The organism is Collinsella aerofaciens (assembly GCF_041537385.1).
Lineage (GTDB): Bacteria > Actinomycetota > Coriobacteriia > Coriobacteriales > Coriobacteriaceae > Collinsella > Collinsella aerofaciens_BV.
On the sequence record NZ_JBGORS010000001.1, the window covers coordinates 123,625 to 149,305 of the forward strand.

The 25,681-nt window shown below is 61.8% G+C and carries 23 protein-coding genes and 1 tRNA gene; 19 read left to right on the forward strand and 5 right to left on the reverse strand.

The annotated features are described in order from the left end of the window. Positions 1–24: 24 nt before the first annotated feature. The 5 genes from aroC to aroF are packed head-to-tail and all read right to left on the reverse strand — an operon-like array spanning position 25 to position 5,523. Positions 25–1,122: a chorismate synthase gene (gene aroC / locus ACEG18_RS00560; protein WP_372540870.1), complete on the reverse strand. Its 1,098-nt coding sequence runs from the start codon at positions 1,120–1,122 to the stop codon at positions 25–27. Position 1,123: 1 nt separating this feature from the next. Further along, complete coding sequence (gene aroA / locus ACEG18_RS00565) at positions 1,124–2,443, reverse strand: 3-phosphoshikimate 1-carboxyvinyltransferase (RefSeq protein ID WP_372540871.1); 1,320 nt, start codon at positions 2,441–2,443, stop codon at positions 1,124–1,126. Continuing rightward, positions 2,437–3,543 carry a 3-dehydroquinate synthase gene (gene aroB / locus ACEG18_RS00570; protein WP_372540872.1) on the reverse strand — a complete coding sequence of 369 codons (1,107 nt, stop codon included), beginning with the start codon at positions 3,541–3,543 and terminating at the stop codon, positions 2,437–2,439. Before aroB ends, aroA begins: the two co-directional genes overlap by 7 nt. Positions 3,544–3,579: 36 nt before the next feature. Beyond that, positions 3,580–4,494: a prephenate dehydrogenase gene (locus ACEG18_RS00575; protein WP_372540873.1), complete on the reverse strand. Its 915-nt coding sequence runs from the start codon at positions 4,492–4,494 to the stop codon at positions 3,580–3,582. 3 nt (positions 4,495–4,497) lie between these two features. Next, on the reverse strand, positions 4,498–5,523 hold the full coding sequence (gene aroF, locus ACEG18_RS00580) for a 3-deoxy-7-phosphoheptulonate synthase (RefSeq protein ID WP_372540874.1): 1,026 nt from the start codon (positions 5,521–5,523) through the stop codon (positions 4,498–4,500). A gap of 204 nt (positions 5,524–5,727) precedes the next feature. Between aroF and ACEG18_RS00585 the strand changes: the two genes are divergently transcribed. The 19 genes from ACEG18_RS00585 (at position 5,728) to rsfS (ending at position 25,605) form a co-directional block, all read left to right on the forward strand. Beyond that, positions 5,728–5,804: transfer RNA gene (locus tag ACEG18_RS00585), tRNA-Arg, on the forward strand. 76 nt (positions 5,805–5,880) lie between these two features. After that, on the forward strand, positions 5,881–8,604 hold the full coding sequence (locus ACEG18_RS00590) for an HAD-IC family P-type ATPase (protein ID WP_372540875.1): 2,724 nt from the start codon (positions 5,881–5,883) through the stop codon (positions 8,602–8,604). A gap of 103 nt (positions 8,605–8,707) precedes the next feature. Beyond that, complete coding sequence (locus ACEG18_RS00595; RefSeq protein WP_372540876.1) at positions 8,708–9,850, forward strand: zinc ribbon domain-containing protein; 1,143 nt, start codon at positions 8,708–8,710, stop codon at positions 9,848–9,850. A 107-nt stretch (positions 9,851–9,957) separates the two neighbouring features. Further along, positions 9,958–10,500: a peptidylprolyl isomerase gene (locus ACEG18_RS00600; RefSeq protein WP_055249980.1), complete on the forward strand. Its 543-nt coding sequence runs from the start codon at positions 9,958–9,960 to the stop codon at positions 10,498–10,500. Between the two features lie 11 nt (positions 10,501–10,511). Continuing rightward, positions 10,512–11,816: a tetratricopeptide repeat protein gene (locus tag ACEG18_RS00605; RefSeq protein WP_233541322.1), complete on the forward strand. Its 1,305-nt coding sequence runs from the start codon at positions 10,512–10,514 to the stop codon at positions 11,814–11,816. 127 nt (positions 11,817–11,943) lie between these two features. Then, positions 11,944–12,975 carry a rod shape-determining protein gene (locus ACEG18_RS00610; RefSeq protein WP_006236061.1) on the forward strand — a complete coding sequence of 344 codons (1,032 nt, stop codon included), beginning with the start codon at positions 11,944–11,946 and terminating at the stop codon, positions 12,973–12,975. Between the two features lie 78 nt (positions 12,976–13,053). Then, positions 13,054–13,995, forward strand: a complete 942-nt coding sequence (gene mreC, locus ACEG18_RS00615) for a rod shape-determining protein MreC (RefSeq protein ID WP_372540877.1) — start codon at positions 13,054–13,056, stop codon at positions 13,993–13,995. An 11-nt stretch (positions 13,996–14,006) separates the two neighbouring features. After that, positions 14,007–14,573, forward strand: coding sequence for a rod shape-determining protein MreD (locus ACEG18_RS00620; RefSeq protein ID WP_372540878.1), 567 nt, complete (start codon positions 14,007–14,009; stop codon positions 14,571–14,573). A gap of 13 nt (positions 14,574–14,586) precedes the next feature. Then, complete coding sequence (gene mrdA, locus ACEG18_RS00625) at positions 14,587–16,656, forward strand: penicillin-binding protein 2 (RefSeq protein WP_372540879.1); 2,070 nt, start codon at positions 14,587–14,589, stop codon at positions 16,654–16,656. A 9-nt stretch (positions 16,657–16,665) separates the two neighbouring features. Further along, positions 16,666–17,892, forward strand: a complete 1,227-nt coding sequence (locus ACEG18_RS00630) for an FtsW/RodA/SpoVE family cell cycle protein (RefSeq protein ID WP_372540880.1) — start codon at positions 16,666–16,668, stop codon at positions 17,890–17,892. 18 nt (positions 17,893–17,910) lie between these two features. Further along, positions 17,911–18,840 (forward strand): YcjF family protein, encoded by a 930-nt coding sequence (locus ACEG18_RS00635; RefSeq protein ID WP_372540881.1) that lies wholly within the window; start codon positions 17,911–17,913, stop codon positions 18,838–18,840. 9 nt (positions 18,841–18,849) lie between these two features. Continuing rightward, a complete protein-coding gene (locus ACEG18_RS00640) occupies positions 18,850–20,727 on the forward strand; it encodes a TIGR03960 family B12-binding radical SAM protein (protein WP_055249992.1) in 1,878 nt (625 codons plus the stop codon). Further along, on the forward strand, positions 20,724–21,536 hold the full coding sequence (locus ACEG18_RS00645) for a TIGR03936 family radical SAM-associated protein (RefSeq protein ID WP_372540882.1): 813 nt from the start codon (positions 20,724–20,726) through the stop codon (positions 21,534–21,536). The genes ACEG18_RS00640 and ACEG18_RS00645 overlap by 4 nt, the downstream gene beginning before the upstream one ends. A gap of 67 nt (positions 21,537–21,603) precedes the next feature. Beyond that, positions 21,604–21,978, forward strand: a complete 375-nt coding sequence (gene rplU / locus ACEG18_RS00650; RefSeq protein ID WP_035138585.1) for a 50S ribosomal protein L21 — start codon at positions 21,604–21,606, stop codon at positions 21,976–21,978. Positions 21,979–22,011: 33 nt separating this feature from the next. Further along, positions 22,012–22,269: a 50S ribosomal protein L27 gene (rpmA, locus tag ACEG18_RS00655; RefSeq protein WP_006236075.1), complete on the forward strand. Its 258-nt coding sequence runs from the start codon at positions 22,012–22,014 to the stop codon at positions 22,267–22,269. Positions 22,270–22,353: 84 nt separating this feature from the next. Beyond that, a complete protein-coding gene (obgE, locus tag ACEG18_RS00660) occupies positions 22,354–23,820 on the forward strand; it encodes a GTPase ObgE (protein WP_199410562.1) in 1,467 nt (488 codons plus the stop codon). A gap of 3 nt (positions 23,821–23,823) precedes the next feature. Beyond that, entirely contained in the window at positions 23,824–24,501 is a 678-nt protein-coding gene (gene nadD, locus ACEG18_RS00665; protein WP_148346249.1) for a nicotinate-nucleotide adenylyltransferase, read from the forward strand. Between the two features lie 86 nt (positions 24,502–24,587). Beyond that, positions 24,588–25,121 (forward strand): bis(5'-nucleosyl)-tetraphosphatase (symmetrical) YqeK, encoded by a 534-nt coding sequence (gene yqeK, locus ACEG18_RS00670; RefSeq protein ID WP_372541237.1) that lies wholly within the window; start codon positions 24,588–24,590, stop codon positions 25,119–25,121. 28 nt (positions 25,122–25,149) lie between these two features. Then, positions 25,150–25,605, forward strand: a complete 456-nt coding sequence (rsfS, locus tag ACEG18_RS00675) for a ribosome silencing factor (RefSeq protein ID WP_006236081.1) — start codon at positions 25,150–25,152, stop codon at positions 25,603–25,605. Positions 25,606–25,681: the final 76 nt, after the last annotated feature.

Consider the following 25,681-nt stretch of genomic DNA (forward strand, 5'->3'; position numbering starts at 1 on the left):
GAATCGTTGCCTGGGGTGGGCGGGTTAGCGCTGGCCTGCGTCTTCGAGGAGGGCGTCCCAGATGGCAAGGGCGGCGGCTGCCTCGGCTACGGGGACAGCTCTGGGGACGATGCAGGGATCGTGGCGGCCGTGGACCGAGAGCTCGGCATTTTCCATAGCGTCCATGTCCACCGTCTGCTGCTCGCGGCCAATGGAGGGCGTCGGCTTTACGGCCATGCGCCACATGACGGGCGCGCCGGTCGAAATACCGCCCAGGATGCCGCCGGCGTTGTTGGACTCGACCTCGATCTCGCCGGTCTCGGCATCGATGCGATACGGATCATTGTTCTCGCTGCCGCGCATGGCGGCCACGGCAAAGCCCATGCCAAACTCCACGCCCTTTACGGCGGGAATGCCAAACGCGATCTGCGCGATGCGGTTCTCGATGCCGTCGAACATGGGGTCGCCGATGCCCGCGGGAAGCCCGTAAATGCCGCACTCCACGATGCCGCCGATGCTGTCGAGTTCGTCGCGCGCGGCTAGGATCTCCTCGCGCATGCGGCCGGCGGCGGCGGCATCGATGCAAGGCAGATCATTCGAAAGGATTGCCTTGCGGTCGGCCTCGCGATAGACCATGTCGTCCATGGGCAGGTCGGAGATGCCGCCAATCTGCGCCACGTGCGCCATGACCTTGATGCCACGGGCCTCGAGTGCCTGCAGGGCGATGCCGCCGGCGATGCACAATGGGGCCGTTAGGCGGCCGGAGAAATGCCCGCCGCCGGCGACGTCGTGCATGTTGTGGTACTTCACGCGCGCCGGAAAGTCCGCATGTCCCGGACGGGGCTTGCGGCGCAGCTCGGAGTAATCCTTGGAGCGCGTGTTGGTGTTCTCGATAATTGCTGCGATGGGTGCGCCAGTGGTGTGTCCATCGACCACACCGGCGATGATGTGCGCGGCGTCGGCCTCGCGGCGCTTGGTTGCGGTCTCGTCGCGACCGGGGGCACGACGGTCGAGGAAGGCCTGCAGCTGCTCCTGGTCAACAGCGATGCCCGCCGGAATGCCATCGAGCGAGCAGCCGATGGCGGGGGAGTGCGACTGGCCGAAGATGCTTAAGTGCAAGACGTTGCCAAAGGTCGAGGACATGCTATTCCTCCTCGAGTGTGACCTTGCCGCCCAGCAGGCGGTAGTGGTCGAAGAAATCGGGATAGGACTTGTTGACGGCCTCGGCGCCGTGGATCACGACCTCGCCGGTGGCGCGGCTCGCGGCGATAGCGGCCATCATGGCGATGCGATGGTCGTTGTGCGAATCGACCACGCCGCCGGTGAAGGCATCGACACCCTTGATGATGAGGTCATCGCCGGCAATGCGCACCTGCGCGCCCAGCGCGGTGAGCTCGCGGGTGGTGGTGACCAGACGGTCGGATTCCTTGATGCGTAGACGGGCGCAATCGCGGATAAAGGTGCGGCCCTGTGCCAGCGAGGCCACGGCCGAGATGACGGGCACCAGGTCGGGAATGTCGTGGGCGCTCATCTCAAAGCCGGCGAGCTTGTCGGACTGCACGGTGGCGGCGTTGGTGGAGCGCACGATGCGGGCGCCAAAGCGCGAAAGCGCGGCGAGCACGTTGCGGTCGCCCTGCGCGGAGCTCAGGGATACGCCCTCCACGGTGATGGGGTCGGCGCCGATAGCGCCGGCGCACAGCCAAAAGGCGGCGTTGGACCAGTCGCCCTCGACAGCAACGCTGCCGGGCGTGCGGTACGAGCCGCTGCTCACGCGGAAGTTCGTGACCTCGGGCTGGCCGTCCTTGGCCGGAATACGCTCGACGTTGACCTCGACGCCAAAGGCCTTCATGGCCTGGATCGTCAGGTTGATGTAGGGACGGCTCTCAATGAGGCCGGTTACCTGCACGCAGGAGGGCTGGGCCAGCAGCGGGGCTGCCAGCAGCAGGCCGGAGATATACTGCGAGCTCACGTTGCCCGGTAGTACAAAGGTGCCCGGGCGCATGCGTCCACTCGTCTTGAGCGGAAAACCGCCCAGGTCCTGTAGGTCGCAGCCGGAGGCGATGATCTCGTCCGAGAGTGGGGAGAGCGGGCGGGCGCCCAGACGACCCTGACCCACAAAGGTGGCCTCTGCCCCCAGAGCGCAGGCGACGGGCAACATAAAGCGGAGCGTGGAGCCACTTTCGCCGCAGTCAAGCGTGCCACCGGCAAGGGCCTTGAGCAGGCCAAACTCAACACTTTTCATGGTGGGGTGGACCTGGAAGCCGTCCTCGACGGTCTCGATGCGAGCACCCAGGGCCGTAAGGCAACGCACCGTAGCCTCGATGTCGGCGCAGGTGGTGTTGCAGGTGACGTGCGTCTCGCCGTTGGCAAGTGCGGCGCAGATGATCAGGCGATGTGCCATCGACTTGGACGCGATGGCGGGAACGGTGCCCTTGAGCGGGGACGGGGTGATGCGGGCTAGCATGCGGATGCGTCTCCCTTCTGGCCGAGGCCCTCGGCAATGAGTTCGTGGAAAGTGGAAAGCGGCGTGCGGTCGATGCTGCAGCGGCCAATGCCGTGCGGAATCACCAGGTCGATGGTGTCGCCCGCGCGCTTCTTGTCGTGGAGCGCCTCGGCAAAGACGGCATCGGCATCTAGGTCGCAGCGGGTCTTGAGGCCATGGCGGGCGCAGAGTTCCTCAATACGACCGGGCAGTGCAGCATCGCAAACGCCGTGCAGGGCCGCGGCGCGCGTGATGATGCCCATGCCGATCGACACACAGTTGCCGTGTCCGAGCTCAAAGTGCTCGCAGGCCTCGACGGCGTGTCCGGCGCTGTGTCCAAAGTTGAGGAGCTTGCGCTGGTTGGTTTCGCGCTCGTCGGCGACGACCACGGCGCGCTTGATGTCGATATTGCGGGCGATGATGAGCGCTACGCGGGCCACGTCGCGGTTGAGCAGCTCCAGCGTGAGCGGGGTCTTCTCCAGCTCGGCGAAGAGCTCCGGGTCGGCGATCACGGCGTGCTTGACGACCTCGCCGCAGCCGTCGGCGAACTGCTCGGGCGTGAGGGTGGCCAGGCACCCCACATCGGCAATGACCACACTCGGCTGCCAAAAGGCGCCGGCCAAGTTCTTGCCGGCAGCCAGGTCGATGGCGGTTTTGCCTCCCACCGACGAATCCACCATGGCGAGCAGGCTCGTGGGGATCTGCACAAACTTGCAGCCGCGCATGTAGGTGGCGGCCACAAAGCCCGTCACGTCGCCCACGACACCGCCGCCGAGTGCCACGATCACGTCGGAGCGCGAAAGCTCGTGCTCGGCCACAAACTCCAAAATGGCAACATAGGTTTCGGCGCGCTTATGGGCCTCGCCGGCCTCGAAGGTGCAGATGCTCACCTCGTAGCCTGACGCTTCCAGGCTCTGCTTAACGGGCATCTGGTAGAGGGGGCCCACGTTGGTGTCCGTAACGATGACGGCCTTGGTGCCGCCGGCAGTGGCGCGCACGAGCGGTCCCGCCTGCTCCAGCAAAAACGTGCCAACATGCACCTGGTAGGGGCGTGCGGTGTCGATATCGATGGTAATCGCCATAAGCTTCGGTCCTTTCGACCTGGCGTGATGGGTGGTCTAGTGGGAGGCCTCGTCGTCGAGTGCGCGCTTAATTCGGTCGCCCTCGGCAAGGAGATTCTCCAGATAGCGCTGGTCGCGGTCTTTAAGGGCGCGGCTGTAGGCGCCGAGCGATTCGATCAGATGGTCGATCTCGAAGGCGAGCGCGTCGGCGTCGTCGATCATGAGCTCGGACCACATCTGGGGGTTGAGGTGTGCCACGCGGGTGAGGTCGCGGTAGCTGCCGGCAGAAAAACCGTGGTGAACCTGAGCGGTCGGGCTCTTAACATAGGCGTTTGAGACGACATGCGCGAGCTGGCTCGTAAAGGCGATGACGCGGTCGTGCTCGGCGGCGCTGGTCACGCTGAACTTGCCAAAGCCCAAGGGGCGCACCATCTCGCGCACCTGGCCCAAAAGCTCCAGCTTGAGCGCATCGTCCACCGCGGGCGGTATGAGCACCAGCGGGGCGCCCTGGAACAGGTCGGCGCGGGAGTGTGCATAGCCCGAGTACTGCGTGCCCGCCATGGGGTGCGCGCCCACAAAGTAAAAGCCGTGCTCGCGGGCAAGCTCAAAGGCGCGCTCGCACACGATGCCCTTGACGCCCACCGTGTCGATCACCACGGGGCCCATGATGGCCTCGGTATCGGTGGCGTCGGCGAGTGCCTGGGCGTGTGCCTCGAGCCACTCGATGCAGGCTTCGGGGTAGCAAGCCAGGACGATGATGTCGCACTCGCCGAGCGTCTCGTCGTTGAGCTCGCCGGCAACGGTGCCCATGCTGGCTGCCGTCATGACATCGTCATCGGGGTCCCAGGCCAGCACGCGGACGCCCGCCTGCGCATAGCCGCGGGCAAAGCTGCCGCCGATGAGGCCCAGGCCCACGATGCCGGCGCACTTGGGGCCACCCTGGTTAACGCGTGCGTTTCTTACCGTACCCATGGCCTACTCCTGAACGGTCTCTTGGCAGACAACCTCGCGGATGGCTCGGATGCGGCGCATGGTGTCGTCGAACTGATCAGGGGTGAGGGCCTGGGCGCCGTCGGACCAGGCGCGGCTCGGCTCGTCGTGGACCTCGATCTCCAGGCCGTTGACGCCGCAAGCGGTCGCGGCGAGCGCCATGGGCTCAACGTAGCGGGTGTAGCCGGTGGCGTGGCTGGGGTCGGCGACGACGGGCAGGTGCGACAGGTGGTGCAGCACCGGCACGGCGTTGAGGTCGAATGTGTTGCGAGTACGGGTCTCGAAGGTGCGGATGCCGCGCTCGCACAGGATGACGTTGTCGTTGCCCTCGCTCATGATGTACTCGGCGGCCATGAGCAGCTCATCGATCGTGCCGGACATGCCGCGCTTAAGCAAGATCGGAGTCTTGGTCTTGCCGACCTCTTTGAGCAGGGGGAAGTTCTGGGCGTTGCGGGCGCCGATCTGCATGACGTCGATCTTCTTGTCCAGGAAGACCTGCACGTCGCGTGGGTCCATGATCTCGGTGACGATCGGCATGTCGAGCTCGGCGGACGCCTCGCACAGCAGGTCCAGACCGGCGGGGCCCATGCCCTGGTAGGCGTACGGGGAAGTGCGGGGCTTGTAGGCACCGCCGCGCAGCATCGTGGCACCGGCGGCCTTCACGCGGCGGGCGATGCGGATGAGGTTCTCGCCCTCGACGGAGCACGGGCCGGCGATGACCTGGAACTGATCGCCGCCGATCTTGACGCCGTGGCCGCAGTCGATGACGGAGTCCTCGGGGTGGAACTTGCGGTTGGCGCGCTTGAACGGCTCGGAGACGCGCTGCACGCGCTCGACGACATCCATGGACTCGAGCAGGAACGGGTCGATCTTGGTCGTATCGCCCACCAGGCCGATGATCGTCTCGTTCTCGCCGCGCGAGACATCGGTCTTCAGGCCCTTTTTCTCAATCCAGCTGACGATATGGCTGACGGCCTCGTCGCTGGCGCTCTGCTTTAAAATTGCAATCATGGTGTGCCTCTCACCTCGATGGATAACCCTTGCAAAAACGGCCCGCATCGCGAGCCGTGTATATATGGTGCATGAGAGTTTATACTATCTGATTCGCTTTTGCCTTCTAAAGTGAGCCGTTGTGCCGCGTCTTCCTCGGAATTGCAAAGCTTTTTCTTTTATTTTGATAGCCCGTGGTGCACTTGGGTATAATGCCAAACGTTGGCCCTATTAGCTCAGGGGATTAGAGCGTCTGCCTCCGGAGCAGAAGGCCGTTGGTTCGAATCCAACATGGGGCACCATCGAACGTAAGACCGTCCGAACCTCGCATGGTCCGGGCGGTTTTTCTTATACCGACGCGACGTGATGGGACGTGGTATGGCAGCAACGGATATCGAGCGCGGACTCTCGACCGCCGAGGTCGAGGAGCGCATCGCCGCCGGTAAGATCAACCGCAACATGGAGCTCAAGACCAAGTCGGTCAAAGAGCTCATCATCGAGAACCTCTGCACGCTGTTCAATTTGATCAACGTGATCTTGGCGTTCCTGGTCATTTTGACCGGTTCGTTTAAGAATCTGACGTTCCTGTTCGTGGTGTTCCTCAATACTGCTATTGGCGTCATTCAATCCATGCGTTCCAAGAAGATGGTCGATAAGCTCACACTGCTGACCTCCAAGAAGGCCATCGCGGTGCGCGACGGCGCCGAGGTGGAGCTCGACCTGGACCAGATCGTGCTCGATGACATCATCCGCTTGGGGCGCGGCGACCAGATCCCCGCTGACGCCGTGGTGGTTTCGGGCGAGGCGCTCGTGAACGAGAGCCTGCTGACGGGCGAGAGCGATCTTATTAAGAAACAGCCAGGTTCCGAGCTCATGAGCGGCAGCTTTATCGACTCGGGCCTGCTGCGCGCCCGCGTGATCCATGTCGGCGCCGACAACTACGTAGCCAAAATTAATAACGAGGCCAAGTACGTCAAAAAGGTCAATTCCGAGATCATGAACGCGCTTAACGCCATCGTGCGGTTTGCGAGCATCATCATGATCCCGCTCGGTTTGGCGTTGTTTTCCTCGAGTGTGAGCGAGCTGTGGGATGCCGCGGGAACCCCGGGCGATAGCGCGCTTTCGTGGTGCTTCTCCGAGCTGCTGGCCGGCCGCGTGCCCTCGTCGGCGCTGCTGTCCACGGTGGGCGCCCTGCTGGGCATGATCCCGCAAGGCCTGGTGCTGCTGACCTCGTCGGTGCTCGCCATCGCCACGGTGCGCCTGGCCCGCCGCAAGGTGCTGGCGCAGCAGCTCTACTGCATCGAGACGCTCGCGCGCGTCGACGTGCTGTGCCTGGACAAGACGGGCACCATCACGTCGGGTCGCATGGAGGTCGAGGGCACGTATCCGCTGCCGATCGAGGGCTTTGGCATGGGCGCGGGGGAGGGCGAAGCCGCCGTTCCCGTCGATACCACGGTGCTCGATTTTGCGCTGGCTAACGTGGCACGTGCGACTTCGGCCGATGCCAACGAGACCTGCCAGGCGCTGCTCAACTATTACGCCGATCGCCCGGTCGAGGTGTCCGAGCCGCTGTCGGTCATTCCGTTCTCGTCCTCCAAAAAGTGGAGCGGCGCGTCGTTTGCGCAGGGCTCCTATGTGATGGGTGCGGCGCAGTTTGTGCTCTCTGATCGTGCGTTTGCCCAGGTCGAGAACCGTGTCGCCGAGCTTGCCGATACCTGCCGCGTGCTCGTGGTGGCGCGCGTGGACGGCTTTACGCCCGATGGCGATATGGCGGGCGAGGCCGAGCCCGTGGGCTTTGTGACCATCCGCGACGAGATTCGTACCTCGGCGGCCGAGACCATCGGTTACTTTAACGAGCAGGGCGTGACCCTCAACGTGATCAGTGGCGACGACCCGCGTACGGTGTCGTCGATCGCTCGCGTGGTGGGCGTGCCGGGGGCGGACGCTTATGTGGACGCCACGACGCTCGATACGCCGGCCAAGCTCGATGCCGCAGTGGACCGCTACCATGTCTTTGGTCGTGTGACCCCGCAGCAGAAGCGCGAGCTCGTGCAGGCGCTCAAGCGCCGCGAGCACACCGTGGCCATGACAGGCGACGGCGTCAACGACGTGCTGGCGCTCAAGGAGGCCGACTGCTCCGTGGCCATGGCGGCCGGCTCCGATGCCGCGCGTAACGTGGCCGAGATCGTGCTCGTCGACAACGACTTTGCCTCGATGCCCGCCGTGGTGGCCGAGGGCCGTCGCTCCATCAACAACCTGCAGCGTTCGGCTTCGCTGTTCCTGACTAAGACGCTGTTCTCGATGGGCCTGGCGGCGCTGTGCATCGCGCTGCCGCCGTACCCTTTCGAGCCGATTCAGATGACGCTCATCAACTTCTTCTGCATCGGCGCGCCGGGCTTTGTGTTGGGCCTGGAGCCCAACAATGCTCGCGTGAAGGGGTCGTTCCTGACGAACGTGCTCAAGCGGGCACTGCCGGCGTCGATTGCGGTCATTTTGGCCGCGGCGCTCGATATCTTTGTGGCGCGCGTGTTTGGCTTTAACCAGCTCACGCTGTCTACGATGTGCCTACTTACGTCGTGCGCGGCGAGCGTCAGCCTGATCTGGCGTATCTCGCAGCCCCTCACGCCCTTACGTGTGGCGCTCTTTGTGTTTGTAGTTGCCGGCATCCTGACGGGTGTTATCGGATTCCCGAAGCTGCTGTCTATTGCCAACCTGTCGATGGGCCAGATGGTTATCTTGGCTGTCATCGTAGTCTTTACCTGCTCGGTGTTCTTTAAGCTCGCCACGATGATGGATTCGCTCAAGCCGCGTCGTCGTCATGCCGCAACTGGTTTTGGCCGTGGTGTGCGCGTCCGCCTGGGTCGCGGTGGCGGCAAGGTGAGCTCGACGGGTTCGACGGCGGAGCGTTTTGCCAAGCGCGTTGCCGCCGATATGGCGCAGCGCCGTGAGGCGCGCACTGTCCGCGAGGCCGAGGCCCGTGCACTCGAGGGCGTGGCCCAGGCCCAGCCCAAGAAAAAGAAGGGTAGCGGAGCCAAGCGCTCTCGCGTAACCAAGTCCGCCCAAGGCATCAAAGTCTCGATGCCGAGCAAAAAGAAGAAGTAACTACGCGCCCTGGCGATGTTGAATTGGTGCCTTGCTCCTGTGGGGCCGTGGCGATGTTATGCTCTAACCTCGATTGTTTGAATTGCTTCGAAAAGAGGATGCCGTGATCTGCCCGCATTGCCTTAAGACTATCGAGGACGGCGCCTCGTTCTGCCCCTACTGCAACGCCTATGTGGGTCCGGGCGATGGTCCCGAGCACACCGAGTTCGTGTTCTGTGAGGGCTGCGGTGCCCGTCTTTCTCCGCATGATCGTACGTGCCCCAAATGCGGACGCCCGGCTCCGGGTATCCTCTCCGAGGACGCGGCCGCATCCGATCTGGCAGCGGGCCGCACGGCGGGCTTTCCGCGCCTAACGCAAGAGCAGATCGATACCGAGGTGCCGCATGCGCCGGCCTCTGCCGCTGCGGTGCTTTCGGACGCCGCCGACCCCAATGAGACCTGCGTGCTGCCAGCTTTCGATAAGGATTTCGGTATCCCCAAGGTCGATATTCCCACGTCCGTTTCCCTGCATGACGATGCTCAAAAACCCAAGCGCAAGTTGCACCCCGACGAGGACGCCTATCACAAGCATAAGCGTCATATTCCTAAGCCGCTCATTATCATCGCGGTCCTTGCCGTCGTGTGCGGTGGTGCCTATTGGTTCGTGACGACCGATCCCATGGGTGTCATGCCTGGCTTCTATGATCAGTTTGGCCAAGCTGCACAAACCACCTTCCCCACGCGTCAAAAGGGCGAGGCGACTGAGGACGATACCAAGCAGGGCGATTCTGCCGAGGTGGTCCAGGAAGAAACCGTGCTCACCGATGATCAACTCTATACCAGGCTCGACGGTCTGTATCAGACCATCGTGTCCTACGCTGACGAGGACCAGATCGGCGAGGTCATCGATTCCTTTAACAACGGCTATCTCCGAACGCCGCTGTCCACCCGTCAGGAGCTGTCGCAGAGTGCCTACGCCCTGCGCGACCAGATTAAAAAGACGCAAGATGAGCTCAACAACCTGAAAGTACAGGACGATACGGTCTATGCGGATGACATTGCCCACTTAAAGCAGCTTGCCGAGTGGATGTATGAGCGCGTCGACGTGATCTGCCAGAGCTGGGATATCTCGCTGGCCATTCCCGATGGCGAGTCGATGAGTTCCCACCAAAGCGAGATCCTGGCGCCCATCGCGCAGAGCGGCAACAGCGCGCTGAACCAGTACGATGCCAATGTGGGTTCCTGGAAGCCGCAGCAGCGTTCCTAAAATTAGTTCGCCATAGTCGGCATAACCTACGTGCGCAATTGATGTAAGCCCGTGCTTATTGCTACAATTCGTACAAATATGCTTTAAACGCACGAGGAAGGAACCACATGTTTGGTTTTAAGAAAGAGCTCTACACGCCCGAGTATCAACTTGTCGGCGACGAGTGCGCCGTAATCGAGACGTCGAAGGGTACCATCAAGGTCAAGTTTGACGGCGAGGGCGCTCCCATTCATGTCGCGAACTTCTGCGAGCTTTCCACGATGGGCTTCTATGATGGCCTTAAGTTCCATCGCTATGTGCCCGGTTTTGTTATCCAGGGCGGCGACCCCAATACCCGCGACATGTCCGGCGCCGACGTCGCTGCCGGTCTTGAGGGCCCCGACGGCATGCCCGGTACCGGTGGCCCCGGCTACTGCATCAAGGGCGAGTTTGCCACCAATCCGCGCAACAGCCATGTCGATGGCGCCCTTGCCATGGCACGCTCCATGGACCCCGATTCCGCGGGTTCGCAGTTCTACTTCTGCCTGGGTGCCCAGCATAACCTCGATTCCGGTTACACCGTCTTTGGTACCACGGTCGAGGGTCTCGATGTGATTTCGCAGCTGCGTGCCGGCGACGAGATCGTCCATGTCGAGATCGTTCACGAGTAAAGGGGACTTCCTTGAATAGCCAGCTGATCCAACAGGGCCGCGCCGCTTACCGCGCGGGTGATTTTTCCGCTGCAGCCCAGATGCTTGGGGCGGCAAAGACTCCCGATGAGATTATGGGCGAGGCCGATCACCTTCGTGGCAACGCCTTGATGCACCTGGGCATGTATGCCGAGGCCGCCGAGGCCTATGCCGCCGCCCTCAACGACGGCACCTACGGCAAGCGCGGCGCGCTGCTCACCAACCGCGGCAAGGCGCTCGCCGCCGTGGGCGACTACACGACGGCCGCCCAGGCGTTCTCTGCTGCTACGCAGGATGCTTCCTATGCCACGCCGTTCAAGGCCTATCTGGGTCTAGGCAATGCGCTGTTCCAATCGGGCGACTATGCCAACGCGGGAACCGCCTTCCGTCAGGCTGCCATCGACGGCGCCAATCCGGCTCCTGCCGCCGCGCTCGGCGAGCTCGGTCGTTGCTTCATTAAGCTCGGCCGTCCGGCGGATGCCGTGGAGACCTACCGCACGGCTATCGACTTTGCCGGCCCCCGCGACGACACGCGTGCGCTCAACGCCGGCATGGGTCAGGCGCTTTCTGCCGCCGGCCGTCCCTCCGACGCACTCGACGCCTTTAACGCCGCTACTGCCGATGGCATCTACCAGCTCACCTCCGAGCAGGCCGATGAGCTTGCCCGCGTGCACGATTCGCTTGCCGCGCTGTCTGCCCAGACGGCTATGGCCACGGCTCCGGCGCCCGCGATGGACGCTCCTGCCGTCGATCCTCTCGATCCTACGGGCGCGACCGGTCAGTTTATGCCCGATCCCTCGGACACCGGCTTCTTTACGCTGTCCGAGTCCGAGATGGTCCAGCAGGACCGTCAGGATCGTAAGCAGGCCAAGGTCCGTCGTCGCCATCGCCACACGGGTCTCAAAGTCTTCATCGTGCTGCTTCTGCTCATTTTGATCGCCGCGGGCGGTCTGGGCTTTGCCTACACGCGCGGCTTTGGCTTCCCGTCTCAGGAGTCTGTCGTTACCGATCTGTTCCAGGCTGCCGGCGACGGTGACACCGCAAAGGCCGAGTCTTGCCTGGCCTCGAACCTGTCCGAGGACGCTAAGTCGATGATCATCTCCTCGATTCCGCAGGGTGCCACCGTGTCCGTCGAGGGCATGGATCAGTCCATGACCGAGACGACCGCCAAGGTGAAGGCATCGCTGTCCAAGGGCGGCGAGCAGGAGTACACCGTCAAATTCGTGCGCTCCGACAACCATATCGGCTGGGCCGTTTCTTCGCTCGATATGGATTTCTCGGCTGCTGACAACCAGTAGTGACCTTATGGGATTTAGCTTTGCCCGGCGCTTCACCGCAAGTGAGGTGCCGGGCTTGCGCTAGTATGATGAGCTAGTAGTTTTCCAGCAATCATCCAACACATCAGGAGTTGCGTTGTTTTCTTTGATGGATATGTTCTTCGGTAGCTATGCGGGCGATCTTGCCATCGACCTCGGCACCGCAAATACGCTTGTCTCCGTACGCGGCAAGGGCATCGTCATTCGCGAGCCCTCTGTTGTCGCCATCGACAAGAACGACGAGCGCATCCTGGCGGTCGGTATCGAGGCAAAGCGCATGCTCGGCCGTACGCCCGGCAACATCGTGGCCGTTCGTCCCCTGAAGGACGGCGTCATCGCCGACTTCGATGTTACCGAGGCCATGCTTCGCTACTTTATCGACAAGGCGTCCGAGAAGCGCTATCCGTGGACTCCGCGTCCGCGTGTTGTCGTCTGCGTTCCCTCCGGTGTCACGTCGGTCGAGAAGCGCGCTGTCTTTGAGGCCACGATCCAGGCCGGTGCCCGCCAGGCCTATCTGATCGAAGAGCCTATGGCCGCCGCTATCGGCGCCGACCTGCCCGTCGAGGAGCCCACCGGCTCCATGGTCATCGACATCGGTGGCGGTACCACCGAGGTCGCTGTTATCGCTATGGGCGGCATCGTCGTCTCGCAGTCCATTCGTATTGCCGGCGACGAGTTCGATCAGGCCATCCTTACGCACGTTCGTGATGCCTACAACCTGGCCATCGGCGAGCGTACGGCAGAGGACATCAAGATCAAGGTCGGCTCCGCCGTGCCGCTCAAGGACGAGCTCGACGTCGAGGTCAACGGCCGCGACGTGATCACCGGTCTGCCCAAGACCGTGCGCATCGAGAGCGAGGAGATTCGTCGCGCGCTCAACAAGCCGCTCGACGAGATGGCCAAGGCCGTCAAGGACGCACTCGACGCTACGCCTCCCGATCTTGCCTCGGACCTTATGTACTACGGCATTTTGCTGACTGGTGGCGGCGCGCTGCTGCGCGGTCTCGACGTGCGCCTGCGCGATGAGACCGGCGTTTCGGTCAACGTCAGCCCCACGGCGCTCGATAACGTTGTTAACGGCTGTGCCCGCGTGCTCGAGGCCAATGCGTTTGATGGCGGCTTCGTCCAGACCAATGCTTAATTTCCAAAAGGTGGATTCCATTTGGCACGATCTTCGGGTTTCTCCACAAATCTGAATACCAAGCGACAATCAACGGGTATGCGCCCGTTGATTGTTTTCAGCCTGATTTCGGTGTTGCTGCTCACGTTTTATATTCGTGAGGGCGAGACGGGGCCGATTCATGCCGTTCGTTCGGGCGTGACGACGATTACCTCGCCGGTGCGTTTTCTGGGCTCGGCTGTGGCGGCTCCCTTCAATGCGATCGGTAACGTGTTCTCTAACCTTACGGCGTCACAGGACACGCTTGACGAGCTTAAGAAGCAAAACGAGGAACTGACCTCTAAGGTCGCCGAGCTCTCCGAGGCTCAAAAGACCGCCGAGCGACTGGAGGGTCTGGTCGGTCTGCAGTCGACCTACAACCTCAAGTCCACTGCAGCTCGTATCGTCGGCGCTTCGGGCGATGCCTGGACCTCGACCGTTACCATCGATAAGGGTTCTGCCGACGGGCTTACCATCAACATGCCCGTGACGAGTTCTGCCGGTGTCATAGGCCAGATTATCGAGGTCTCGGCCAAGACGTCCACTGTGCGCCTGATTGGCGATGAGAACTCGGGCGTGTCCGCCATGGTGCAGGACACGCGCGCCCAGGGCATGCTGCAGGGTCAGGCTGACGGCACGCTGCGTCTTGAGTATGTGAGCGTCGATTCCGACGTTAAGGTTGGCGACATCATCGTGACCTCGGGCATTGGCGGTGTGTTCCCCAAGGGTCTACCGCTCGGCACCGTCTCGTCGGTTGAGAAATCGGCAAACGACGTGTACTACACCATTGTGGTGCGCGCCCAGACGACGGCCGAGAACAACGAGGAAGTGCTGGTCATCACCTCGCTGACCGACGAACAGTCGGCCTCGGATGAGGACGTGAGCACGGCCAACAGCACGCCGCAGGGAACGTCGCGCGATGCTGCGACCAAGACGAAGGACGAGAGCTCGGATGACGGTTCCGACACGTCCGAGACGACCGATTCCGGCTCGAGCGAATAGGGGGCATGTCCATGGATCTACACGAGCAGGGGATGAGCTCCCGCACGTTTGTTATCGCCGCCATCGTGTGCGTGCTGCTGCAGGCAGGCCTGGCACCGCAGATCTCCATTGCGGGCGGTCGCGTCAACTTCATGATTATCCTGGTGTGCCTAAGCGTGTTCTCGGGCGACCCGACGCGTGCCGTCGCGTGCGGTTTTTGCAGTGGCTTGTTCTATGACCTTTCCGCTGCCGTGCCGGTGGGCGTTATGTCGCTCCTGCTGACCGTGGGTTCTTTTGCCCTGGTGCATAGCGCTGCCGGTCAGACCGGCGGTACCCCGAGTGCGCGCGGCATCACTGTGGGCGCCTTTGCGCTCGTCATTAATGTGATCTACAGCATCATCTTGCTGTTTATGGGTTTGGAGACGAGCTTTGTCGTTGCGATCTTCGGCCATGCGCTGCCGTCTTCGATCCTGACGGGTCTGGTTGCCATTCCGTTTTTGATGTCCGGCGTCGTGCCGCAGTCCGGTTATGGATTCTCCGCACGTGGCGGACGCCAGACGGGCATGCGCTTTAAGCCCAAGACCCGTAAGCTCAAATAGGGGAGGCCCGTAGATGTCTTCCCAGATGACGGTTATTATCGCCGGTATCGTGTTGGTTGTGGCCATCGTGGTCGCGCTGGTCATCATGCGTCGCGGCGATTCCCGTTTTACCTACGATACGCAGCATGGAACGGCCCCGCGCGCCACCGAGGGCGAGGGCAATACCGCGGCGACCGCCTTTAAGGGCCGCTTTTCCATCCTCACTACGGGTGTGGGCGCGATGTTCGCGGCGCTTGCCGTCAAGCTGTGGGGCATGCAGATGGTCTCGTCGGGCTATTACGAGAAGCAGGCTAATAGTAATCAGACGCGCACCGTTACCACACCCGCTGTGCGCGGCCGCATCCTCGACCGCAATGGCGTGGCGCTTGTCCAGAACCGTCCCTCACTTGCTGTCGTGGCCTACCGCGACCTTGCCGAGGATGAGGTTCTGGTTCGTCATCTTGCCAACGTGCTCGGTATGCCCTACGTGGCTGTGCTGCGCAATATCCAGGACAATTCCGAGGGCGCCCAGAGCCTGCATACCATCGCGACAGACGTCCGTCGCTCCACGGTTGCCTATATCAAGGAGCACGCCGGCGAGTTCCCGGGCGTCAAGATTGCCGAGCGTACCGAGCGCCAGTATCCATATGGCGAGACGGCCTGTCACATTTTGGGCTATACCGGCACCATTACCTCCGAGCAGCTCGAGGCCCAGAATAAGAAAACCTCTGGCGACGATGATGCTTCTGCTGGCCGGATTACGTACCAGTCGGGCGATATCGTGGGCCAAGCGGGCGTTGAGAGCTACTACGAAAACCTGCTGCAGGGTATTCGTGGCGAGCAGACCGTCAAGGTCGATGCCTCGGGCAATGTTACCGGTCAGGCCGGCGCCGTACCCGCCAAGGCCGGCTCCGACATTAAGCTCACGCTCGACCTTAAGATCCAACAGGCCTGTGAGACGGCTCTGGCGAGCGCCATCGAGCTTGCCAAGACCACTGGCTACAGCAATGCCGGCAACGGCGCTGTGGTGTGTCTCGATCCCAACAATGGCGAGATCCTGGGCATGGCGAGCGAGCCCAAGTTCGATCCGTCCGTCTTTATCGGCGGCGTCTCAAATGACGTGTGGACCGAGCTCAATGATGACAAGGGTTCGCACCCGCTGCTCAACCGCGCCATTAGCGGACAGTACATGTCGGCCTCGACCATCAAGCCGCTCTCGGCACTGGCCGGTCTTGAGTTTGGAACCTACACGTCGGGGCAGACGACCAACTGCACGGGCTATTGGACGGGTCTGGGCAAGTCGTGGGGCAAGTACTGCTGGCTGCATTCCGGCCACGGCACCATGACGCTGCAGTCGGGTATCGCCAACTCGTGCGACCCCGTCTTCTACGACATGGGCAAGGCGTTCTTTTATGACGAGCAACATTCCGAGGGCCTGCAGGAGGTCTTTCGTCGCTGGGGCCTCGGCAAGACCTGCGGTATCGATCTGCCGAGTGAGGGCGCGGGCCGTATTCCCGATGCCGAGTGGAAAGAGTCGTACTTTACCGACGCCTCTGCCGAGGACCGCAAGTGGAATGCCGGCGATATGACCAACATTGCCATCGGCCAGGGCGACATTTTGGTGACGCCCCTGCAGATGGCGTGCGCCTACATGGGCCTTGCCAACGGCGGCAAACAGTACGTGCCTCACGTGTTTTTGTCTGCCGTGTCGCGCGATGGCGACGGCGATGCCTATAAGTACAACGGCAAGGGCAAGAAGAAGCGCCTGGAGGCCAAGATCAACAGCGATTCGGATTTGACTCTTGTTCGCAACGGCATGCACGACGTGATTTACACGGCATCGACGTCCCTGGCGGCTCACTTTGGCACCCTGACGCCGCAGGTATACGGCAAGTCGGGCACGGGAGAGAAAAGCGGCGAGGACGAATACGCGTGGTTCTGCGCCTATGCACCGGCCGATGATCCCAAGTATGTCATCGCTACTGTCCTGGAGCAGGGCGGCGGTGGCTCAGATACCGCGATGCATGTCGTGCGCGACGTGCTCGGCGTGATTTATGACGAGCCCGATACCTCTTCGGCCTCGGGCGATTCTTCGGTTCGATAGGAGGTTGCGATGGATTTTTCTCCGGCGGATCTGTTCCGTTCAACCAAGACCGGCTCTCGCAGCAGCCTGGACCGCGTCAACAAGCAACTTTCGGCCTCGCGCGGCACGTTTCGCCAAAAGGTGCATATCGGTGTGCTCGTGGCTACAGTGGCGCTCGTCGCCTACGGTGCCATCATTATCTGGTCGGCTTCGCAGTTTAAGGCCGATGCTTCGTTCTCACGTCATCTGCTGGGAATTGGTATCGGGGCGGTGCTGGCGGTGCTGGTCTGGCGTACCGACCTGCGCGGTATTTCCAACTTCTCGACGGCGTTGCTCGTCATCGATCTGATCGTTATCTTCTCGCCCAAGATTCCGGGTCTGTCCTATACGGGCGGTCTGGGCATGACGGGCTGGATCAAGATTCCCGGTATCGGCTTGACATTCCAGCCGGTTGAGCTTGCCAAGCTCATCACCATCTTCTTTATTGCCACGCTTGGCTCGCAGTATAACGGCCGCATCGATACCGTTCGCGACTACGTCAAGCTCTGCGGCATGCTGTCCATTCCGTTTTTGGCCGTCGTTGCCATGGGCGACCTGGGCTCAGGCCTGGTCGTGCTGGTTTCGGGCGCTATTGTCATCTGCATGAGCGGTGCACGCCGCGAATGGGTGCTGTCGACCCTGGCCCTGCTCGTGGGCCTGGTGGCCCTCGTCCTGGCGCTCGATTCGGTCTTTGATTCGTTGCTCGGCCACGATGTGCTCATCAAGCAGTATCAGATGAACCGTCTGACGGTCTTTATCGACCCCGATAATGCCGATTCGGACGATGCCTACAACCTGCAGCAGTCGCTTATCGCCGTTGGCTCGGGCGGCTTCTTTGGTAAGGGCTTGGGCCATGCGACGCAGTCGGCCGGCGGCTTTCTGCCTGAGTTCCACACCGACTTCGTCTTCGCCTTCCTGTCCGAGACCTTTGGCTTTTGCGGTTCCCTTTTGCTCCTGTGCCTCTACGTGCTGCTGATCTTTTCGACGATTCGCGTCGCCTTTAAGTGCGAGTCGCTGTTCTTGCGCCTATCGTGTGTGGGCATCGTTGGCATGTGGGCGTTCCAGACCTTCGAAAACATCGGCATGTGCATCGGCATGATGCCGATTACCGGTATTCCGCTACCGTTTATTAGCTTCGGTTCGTCTTCGATGATGATTCAGCTGCTGACGGTGGGTATCGTACAATCCATATGGCGGCATCGTTCGGGCGCCGCGTAACCGCTGGAGGGGTTTGCTATGAAAATTCCCGTAGATAAGCTGACCCGCGCTTTTAAGATGGGCGCGTCCGTTAAGAAGGATTCCGATACGCCGGTGCGCGTCTCGGTCTATCTGGATTCGTCCGCCTCGCGCTTTCTCGCCGAGACGGTGCGTGACGCCTTTGTGCCGCAGACGACCTCGGGCATTGTGCGCGTCGAGCGTCTGGGGGAGGAGCGAATTGCTCCAAAGACCGATACCGATGTGGTACTGGTACTTTCGTGTGGTTCCGACCGCTTGGAGAGTGCCGTGCAGGAGCTCGTGATCGCCGGCGCGCCCGTGTGCGTGCTTGCTGAGTCTGCTGTGGAGGTGCCGTTTATCGAGGAGTCCACGCCCATGCTCGGCGTGGTAGCGGCAACAGATAAAACGTATCTGCTCGAGACGCTTGCCCGCTGGATTCTCGATCGCACCGACAAGGAAACTGCTTTTGCGGCGAACTTTACCTTCATGCGCATCGCGGCGGCCAATCGTATCATCACCTCGTGCGCGCTCACCAATATGGCGACCGGTGCGCTGGTGTTTTTGCCGGGCGCCGATTATCCCGTTATGGCGTTGGCGCAGGTGGGCATGCTCTTTGAGCTCGCTGCCGTCTTTGGACGCGGCATTAAGCCTGAGCGCGGCTACGAGGTCGCGGGCGTGCTTGCTGGCGGCCTTGTGATCCGCGCGGTCACTCGTGCGCTCGTCAAGCAGACGCCGCATATTGGGTTTGCCGTTAAGGCACTTACCGCCGCCGCGGGTACCTATGGCATGGGCCGCGCGCTCGTGTCGCTCTACGAGCGCGATGTGGACTACAGCCGTGCCAACGAGGTCGCTGCTGCCACGTTCTCGCGCGTTCGTGACCTGGTGACCACGGTCGCCGGTGCCACCCGTCCTATGAGTCCTTTCGAGGATGCATCCGATCTCGCTGCTTAGGGGTTTCTTTTGCGCGTTCCATACCAAGACTGTTTTCATTTAATTGAGCCGCTGCTCGCCAAGGTCGAGAAGCCGAGTCGCTATATCGATCACGAGTGGGGCACGCTTTCCAAGGCCGATGCCGATTATCGTTGCTGCCTGATTTATCCGGATGTATACGAGGTCGGTCTGCCCAACCAGGGTATCGCCATCCTCTACAACATCCTTAACCAGGCCGAGGGCATCTCCTGCGAGCGTGGCTATGTGCCGTGGCCTGATATGGGTGACGCCATGCGCGAGGCGGGTATTCCGCTTCTGTCGCTCGAAGGTGCTGCCCCCGTCGCATCGTTTGATATCGTCGGTCTGCATGTGCCGCACGAGATGGCGGTGACGAACTTCCTCGAGGCTCTCGACCTCGCTGGCATTCCGCTGTTAGCGGCCGACCGAGGCGAAGACGACCCCATCATCATTGCCGGTGGTCCTTCGGTGTACAACCCCGAGCCGTATGCGGCCTTCTTCGATGCCATCCTCATCGGCGAGGGCGAGGAATCGCTGCTCGAGACCTGCCAGCTGCATCGCCGCCTGCGTGACGAAGGAGTCCCGCGCGCGCAGATTGTTGAGCAGCTTGCATCCATTGCCGGCAACTACGTGCCGTCGCTCTATGAGGTTCGTCACGACGAGCCCTGCTCGCCGCATGGCTACACCGTGCCGCGCGAGGGCAAGGATGCGCCGACCGTGGTCTACAAGCGCGTCGTCGAGGATTTCGGCGCCACGAATCCGCTGTCGCAGTCGTGCGTGCCCTATGCGCAGCTGGTCCACGACCGCCTGTCTATCGAGATTCTGCGCGGCTGCGCTCGCGGCTGTCGTTTTTGCCAGGCCGGCATGACGTATCGCCCGGTGCGCGAGCGTTCGGCCGACCAGATCGTCTCGTCGGTGATTCAGGGTCTGGAAAAGACCGGCTATGACGAGGTGTCGCTGACCTCGCTCTCCACGACCGACCACTCCTGCATTCGTGACGTGCTCGGCAGGCTCAACCGTCGCCTGGAGGATACGGGTATTCGCGTGTCTATTCCGTCGCAGCGCTTGGATTCGTTTGGCGTGGATATGGCCGAGTCGGTCGCCGGCGAAAAGAAGGGCGGCCTGACGTTCGCGCCCGAGGCCGGCAGCCAGCGCATGCGCGACATCATTAACAAGAACGTGACCGAGGAGGACCTGGACCGTGCGGCCAAGGCGGCCTTCGAGGCCGGCTGGAACCGCATGAAGCTCTACTTTATGATGGGCCTTCCCGGCGAGCGCGACGAGGACATCGTGGCCATCGCCAATCTGGCCGATCACGTGCTGGAGCTCGGTCGTTCCGTGGTGCCCAAGGCTCGTCGCGGCTCGATCTCGGTGTCCATCTCGGTTTCGGTCTTTATCCCCAAGGCTGCCACGCCGTTCCAGTGGTGCCCGCAGCTCGACTACGACGACGTCAAGCGTCGCCAGAAGTTGCTTATCACGAGCGTTCGCAACCGTGCCGTCCGCGTGCATTACCACGATGCCGAGACTTCGCTCATCGAGGCCGCGCTGTCCCGCGCCGGTCGTGACATGACGCCCGTCATCATCGATGCTTGGCGCGCGGGCTCTCGCTTTGACGCCTGGGTAGAGCATTTCTCGCTCGATAATTGGAAGGAAGCTGCTGCCAAAAACGGCATCGACCTCAATGAGCTCGTGCACCTTCCCTACGAGTTGGACTGGCGCCTGCCGTGGGAGCACGTGAGCCCCGGCTGCACGCGCGGCTTCCTCGAGCGCGAGTACCGTCGCTCGCTCGAGGGCGTCACGACTCCCGACTGCACCCGCACGTCGTGCACCGGCTGCGGAATCTGCCCCACGCTCCACGCCAAGAATGTATTGATGGGTGATCGCGCATGAGTGAGCGCCTGACCGACAACCCCACGCTCTTTAGACTTCGTGTTCGCTATGGCAAGCGCGATCGTCTTAAGTACCTGGGCCATCTCGAAGTGATCCATACCATTGAGCGCATTGTGCGCCGTGCGGGACTTCCCTATGCCGTCACGCAGGGCTTTTCTCCGCACATGCGCGTGGGCTTCTCTTCGGCGCTACCGGTGGGTACGTCGTCGACCTGCGAGTGGTATGACCTGTTTATGACCGAGTTCGTGGCGCTCGACGAGGCGTTTGGGCGCCTGTCTGCGGCGTCTCCGGCCGATCTGGCACCCATCGAGGCGGTGTACATCGACGTGCGCACGCCGGCGTTGACGGCGCAGCTCACGCGCCTGTCGTATCGCATCGATTTGCACTTGGATTCCGAGGCGCCCGTAAGCGCCGACGAGGTGCGTCGTGCGATCGACACGTTGCGCGCGGACCATGGCATCGACTACGCGCGCGGCAAAAAGAGCAAGCGCTTGGATTTGGATCACACGCTCGTGGGCTATGAGCTCACGGCGGGGGAGCGCCCGGACCATTTAGTGCTCATGCTCGACACCCATGCCGATAACGAGGGCTCCATGCGTCCGGAAATTTTGCTTTCCGCCGCTGATGTTTTGTTGCAGGGCTTGACCCCGGGCGTGGATGCACCTATTGTTTCCACCGGTATGCAAGACCTCGTGACCATCTGCTCCTACGATGTCGAGCGTCAGAATCAAGCATGCGAGGACGACGAGGGCCGACTCGTCAGCCCCATACCTGTGCGAACTTGTGGATTTGCTCCACATACTCGTTGACGGGGGTATTTTCGCCTGCTACTATATTCGGCTGTTGCACTAACTGATGCATGAAGGGCAAGTAAACATGTACGCAATCGTTAACACGGGCGGCAAGCAGTACAAGGTCGCCACCGACGATGTCATCACCGTCGAGAAGATCGAGGGCAATGAGGGCGACAAGGTCACCCTGCCGGTCATCTTCCTCAACGATGGTAAGAAGATCGTCACCGATCCCGACAAGCTGGCCAAGGCCAAGGTTACCGCTCAGATCGTTGAGCAGTTCAAGGGCGAGAAGCAGCTGGTCTTCAAGTTCCACAAGCGTAAGCGCTATCGTCGTCTGAAGGGTCACCGTCAGCAGCTCACCAAGCTGAAGATCGTGAAGGTCCAGGCTACGTCCCGCGCCAAGAAGGCTGTCAAGGCAGAGGCCGAGGCTGTTGCCGAGGCTCCCGTCGCCGAGTAGATTACACTCGTAACGAAAGAGTAGGTATACACAATGGCACACAAAAAAGGACTCGGTTCCTCCCGTAATGGCCGTGACTCCCGCGGTCAGCGCCTTGGCACGAAGCGCTATGCCGGCCAGACGGTAACCACGGGCACGATTCTCGTCCGTCAGCACGGCACTCACATCCACCCGGGTGAGAACGTTGGCCGTGGCAAGGACGACACGCTGTTCGCGCTGGTCGACGGTACCGTTGAGTTCCACAAGGGTATCAAGCACAGGGTCAGCGTACGCCCGCTCGCGAACGCGTAATTCACCCTTCATAGAGCACATATGTGGGAGGCACTTGAGTTTTAGGATTCAAGGGTCTCCCTCTTTTTGTAGGAGGCGATTCTGTTGTCACAGTTCACCGATATCAGCCGCATTAACGTGTGCGGCGGCGACGGCGGAGCCGGATGCATGTCGTTTAGGCGCGAGGCATTTGTCCCCAAGGGCGGCCCCGATGGCGGCGACGGCGGTCGTGGCGGCAATGTCGTCATCCAGGCCGATGCTCAGCTGTCTTCGTTGATCGATTACCGCTTTAAGCATCACTTCCGCGCCGAACGCGGCACGCACGGGCAGGGTGCCCGTCGTAACGGTAAGAGCGGCGAGGACCTGATCCTGAAGGTTCCCATGGGCACCGTGGTGCGCGAGCTCGACCCCGAGACGCAGACCCCGATGTTCGAGATTGCCGACCTGGTGCACGATGGCGAGCGCGTTGTCGTGGCGCCCGGCGGTGCCGGTGGCCTGGGCAACACGCACTTTGTGACGTCGGTGCGCCGCGCGCCCGCGTTCGCACAGCTGGGCGAACCGGCCGAGGAGCACTGGATTGAGCTTGAGATGAAGCTTATGGCCGATGCCGCGCTCGTGGGCTTTCCCTCGGTGGGTAAGTCTTCGCTCATCGCGCGCATGAGTGCCGCCCGTCCCAAGATCGCCGACTATCCGTTTACCACGCTCGTGCCGAACCTCGGCATGGTGCGTGCCGGTGAGTATTCTTACGTCGTTGCCGACGTTCCTGGTTTGATCGAGGGCGCGAGCGAGGGCAAGGGCCTGGGCCACCAGTTCCTGCGCCACATCGAGCGTACGGCCCTGATCATGCATGTCGTCGACATGACGGGCGGTTTTGAGGATCGCGACCCGGTTGAGGATTACCGCATCATCAACCGTGAGCTCGAGCAGTATGGCGCCGAGCTCTCGGAGCGTCCGCAGATCGTCGTCGCCAACAAGTGCGACGCGCCGGGCACGGCCGACAAGATTGCCGATCTCAAGCGCGCCGCGCTCGACGACGGACATATGTTCTTTGCCGTGTCCGCCGTGACGGGCGCCGGCCTCAACACGCTGATGCTTGCCGTGGGCGAGCAGGTGGCTAAGCTGCGCGCCGAGTTGGCGGTTTCCGATGAGCCGGTCGATCTGCGCGACGAGGAGTGGGAACGCCGCCGTCTGCAGCGCGAGAAGCGTTTCCGCATTGTCCAGGAAGAGCCCGGTGCCTTCCGCGTGGTCGGTCGTGCCATCGAGCGCATGGTCATCCAGACCGACTGGGAAAACGAGGAAGCCGTCATCTACCTGCAGCACAAGTTTGCGCGTATGGGTGTTGACGACGCGCTCGAGAAGGCCGGTTGCCGTGCGGGCGACGAGGTCCGCATTTGCCAGCGCGCCTTTGACTTTGAGGGCGCTGAGGACTTCTCGGAGTACGAGGAGCTCGAGGACGCTGGCGAGGACGTTGCCGTTGAGGCCATTGACGTGGCCGATGCTGCGGATGAGGGCGTCGAGGTTGTCGATGCGGCGGATGCCGCGGACGATGCCGAGACCTCGGAGGGCGAGTAAGCCATGTCGCTGCGCGGTGGAATCGGTTTGCCCGAGCTGCCCATAAAAGAGGGCAAAGAGTTTCGGCTTGGCATTATGGGCGGCACATTCGACCCGATTCATTACGGGCACCTGGTGACTGCGGAGCAGGCGCGCGAGTCGCTCGACTTGGACGCTGTGCTCTTTATGCCGGCGGGCTCTCCCGCCTTTAAGCTTGACAAGCCGGTGACGCCTGCCGAGGACCGTTATGCCATGACGGTCCTCGCCACCGCCGCGAACCCGGCCTTTTTGGCGAGCCGGTTCGAGATTGACCGTCCGGGCGTAACCTATACGGCCGATACGCTTCATGCCCTTCGCGACTTTTACCCGCCGCTGGTAAAGCTCTACTTTATTACGGGCGCCGACGCGATTATCGATATTGTGACCTGGCATGATGCCGAGCGAATCGCTGAGCTTGCTACCTTTATTGCGGCGACGCGACCGGGTTTTGATATCGATACGGCGCGTGCCCGAATCAAAGAGTCGGGGCTGCCGTTCGACGTGCGCTATATCCAGATTCCGGCGCTGGCGATCAGCTCGACGAACATTCGCAAGCGTGTTGCCCGCGGTATGAGCGTGCGCTATCTTACGAGCGAGTCCGTGCTCGGCTACATTCGCAAACGCAGGCTATATGCCGATTTGGGTCAAGAAGATTTTGAGTGATGGGGGTTACGTTGTCGGTAGAGGATCAGTTTGAGGGCGATGAGCGCGCGCTGCTCAAGCGCATTCAAGAGCTGCTCGATGTTCGCATGAAAGATAAGCGCAAGCGCTATGTGCATTCGTTGGGTGTTGCCGAGACCGCACTTCATCTGGCCGATGTCTACGGCGTTGACCGCTTTGATGCCGCTGCCGCCGGCTTAATTCACGACTGGGACAAGGTGCTTTCCGATGACGAGCTCGTGGCCCGCGCGCTTCACTATGGCATCAAGGTTGCCGGCTCTCCTTCCGCCGCGACGCCGCTTTTGCATGGCCCTGTTGCCGCCTATGAGCTTCCGCAGCTTTTTCCCGAGCTGTCGCCGGCCGTTTTCCAGGCTGTCGACCGTCACACCGTGGGTGCCTGCGACATGACGCCGCTCGATATGGTGGTCTTTGTGGCCGACGCCATCGAGCCCAACCGCCATGGTGATTATGCCCACGCGCTGCGCAAGATGGTGGGGAAGTCCTCGCTCGATGAGTTGTTCTTCTCCTGTTTTGCGCAGGGTCTGGTCTATGTGATCCAGTCCGGGCGCTATCTTTATCCCACGGCTATTACGATTTACAACCATTACGCCCAGCTGTGCTAGCTCGGGTGTGTCTAGAAAGAGGTATTCCATGGCCGACGAGACCATGACCGACGAGCAGATTCTTGAAGGTGTGGAGCACAAGAGTTTCGTTGCCACGTCCGACCGCACCGCCGCCTCGCTGTCCGCGAGCGGTGTCGCCGCCGAGGATGTCGCCCGCGCCGCCGCGCAGGCCGCCTACGACAAGAAGGGCGAGGACGTGCAGGTACTCGACCTGACCGAGCTTTCCGACGTGTGCGACTACTTTGTGCTCGCTACCGGCACCAACAACCGCCAGGTCGATTCGATCGTCGACGAGATCGAGGAGAAGGTCGCCGAGGCTTGCGGCGAGCATCCGTTCTCCATCGAGGGCCGTGAGCAGAAGACTTGGATGCTCATGGACTACGGCTCGGTCGTCGTCCACGTCTTCACTCCCGAAGCCCGCGACTTCTACCGCCTAGAAAAGCTCTGGGGTGACGCTCCTCAGCTTCCCCTCGACCTCCTCTAGTAGCTCATTTGGGACGGGCTTTTTTAGCTAGCTTCGCGCATTTCGCCGGGCAGTTGCGGTTTTCCGTACCTGCCCG

Excerpts from the sequence above, each read along its gene's own strand:
- aroC (WP_372540870.1), bottom strand. The coding sequence starts at position 1,122 with ATGTCCTCGACCTTTGGCAACGTCTTGCACTTAAGCATCTTCGGCCAG.
- aroA (WP_372540871.1), bottom strand. The coding sequence starts at position 2,443 with ATGCTAGCCCGCATCACCCCGTCCCCGCTCAAGGGCACCGTTCCCGCC.
- aroB (WP_372540872.1), bottom strand. The coding sequence starts at position 3,543 with ATGGCGATTACCATCGATATCGACACCGCACGCCCCTACCAGGTGCAT.
- ACEG18_RS00575 (WP_372540873.1), bottom strand. The coding sequence starts at position 4,494 with ATGGGTACGGTAAGAAACGCACGCGTTAACCAGGGTGGCCCCAAGTGC.
- aroF (WP_372540874.1), bottom strand. The coding sequence starts at position 5,523 with ATGATTGCAATTTTAAAGCAGAGCGCCAGCGACGAGGCCGTCAGCCAT.
- ACEG18_RS00590 (WP_372540875.1), top strand. The coding sequence starts at position 5,881 with ATGGCAGCAACGGATATCGAGCGCGGACTCTCGACCGCCGAGGTCGAG.
- ACEG18_RS00600 (WP_055249980.1), top strand. The coding sequence starts at position 9,958 with ATGTTTGGTTTTAAGAAAGAGCTCTACACGCCCGAGTATCAACTTGTC.
- ACEG18_RS00610 (WP_006236061.1), top strand. The coding sequence starts at position 11,944 with ATGGATATGTTCTTCGGTAGCTATGCGGGCGATCTTGCCATCGACCTC.
- mreC (WP_372540877.1), top strand. The coding sequence starts at position 13,054 with ATGCGCCCGTTGATTGTTTTCAGCCTGATTTCGGTGTTGCTGCTCACG.
- ACEG18_RS00620 (WP_372540878.1), top strand. The coding sequence starts at position 14,007 with ATGGATCTACACGAGCAGGGGATGAGCTCCCGCACGTTTGTTATCGCC.
- mrdA (WP_372540879.1), top strand. The coding sequence starts at position 14,587 with ATGTCTTCCCAGATGACGGTTATTATCGCCGGTATCGTGTTGGTTGTG.
- ACEG18_RS00630 (WP_372540880.1), top strand. The coding sequence starts at position 16,666 with ATGGATTTTTCTCCGGCGGATCTGTTCCGTTCAACCAAGACCGGCTCT.
- ACEG18_RS00635 (WP_372540881.1), top strand. The coding sequence starts at position 17,911 with ATGAAAATTCCCGTAGATAAGCTGACCCGCGCTTTTAAGATGGGCGCG.
- ACEG18_RS00645 (WP_372540882.1), top strand. The coding sequence starts at position 20,724 with ATGAGTGAGCGCCTGACCGACAACCCCACGCTCTTTAGACTTCGTGTT.
- rplU (WP_035138585.1), top strand. The coding sequence starts at position 21,604 with ATGTACGCAATCGTTAACACGGGCGGCAAGCAGTACAAGGTCGCCACC.
- rpmA (WP_006236075.1), top strand. The coding sequence starts at position 22,012 with ATGGCACACAAAAAAGGACTCGGTTCCTCCCGTAATGGCCGTGACTCC.
- nadD (WP_148346249.1), top strand. The coding sequence starts at position 23,824 with ATGTCGCTGCGCGGTGGAATCGGTTTGCCCGAGCTGCCCATAAAAGAG.
- yqeK (WP_372541237.1), top strand. The coding sequence starts at position 24,588 with ATGAAAGATAAGCGCAAGCGCTATGTGCATTCGTTGGGTGTTGCCGAG.
- rsfS (WP_006236081.1), top strand. The coding sequence starts at position 25,150 with ATGGCCGACGAGACCATGACCGACGAGCAGATTCTTGAAGGTGTGGAG.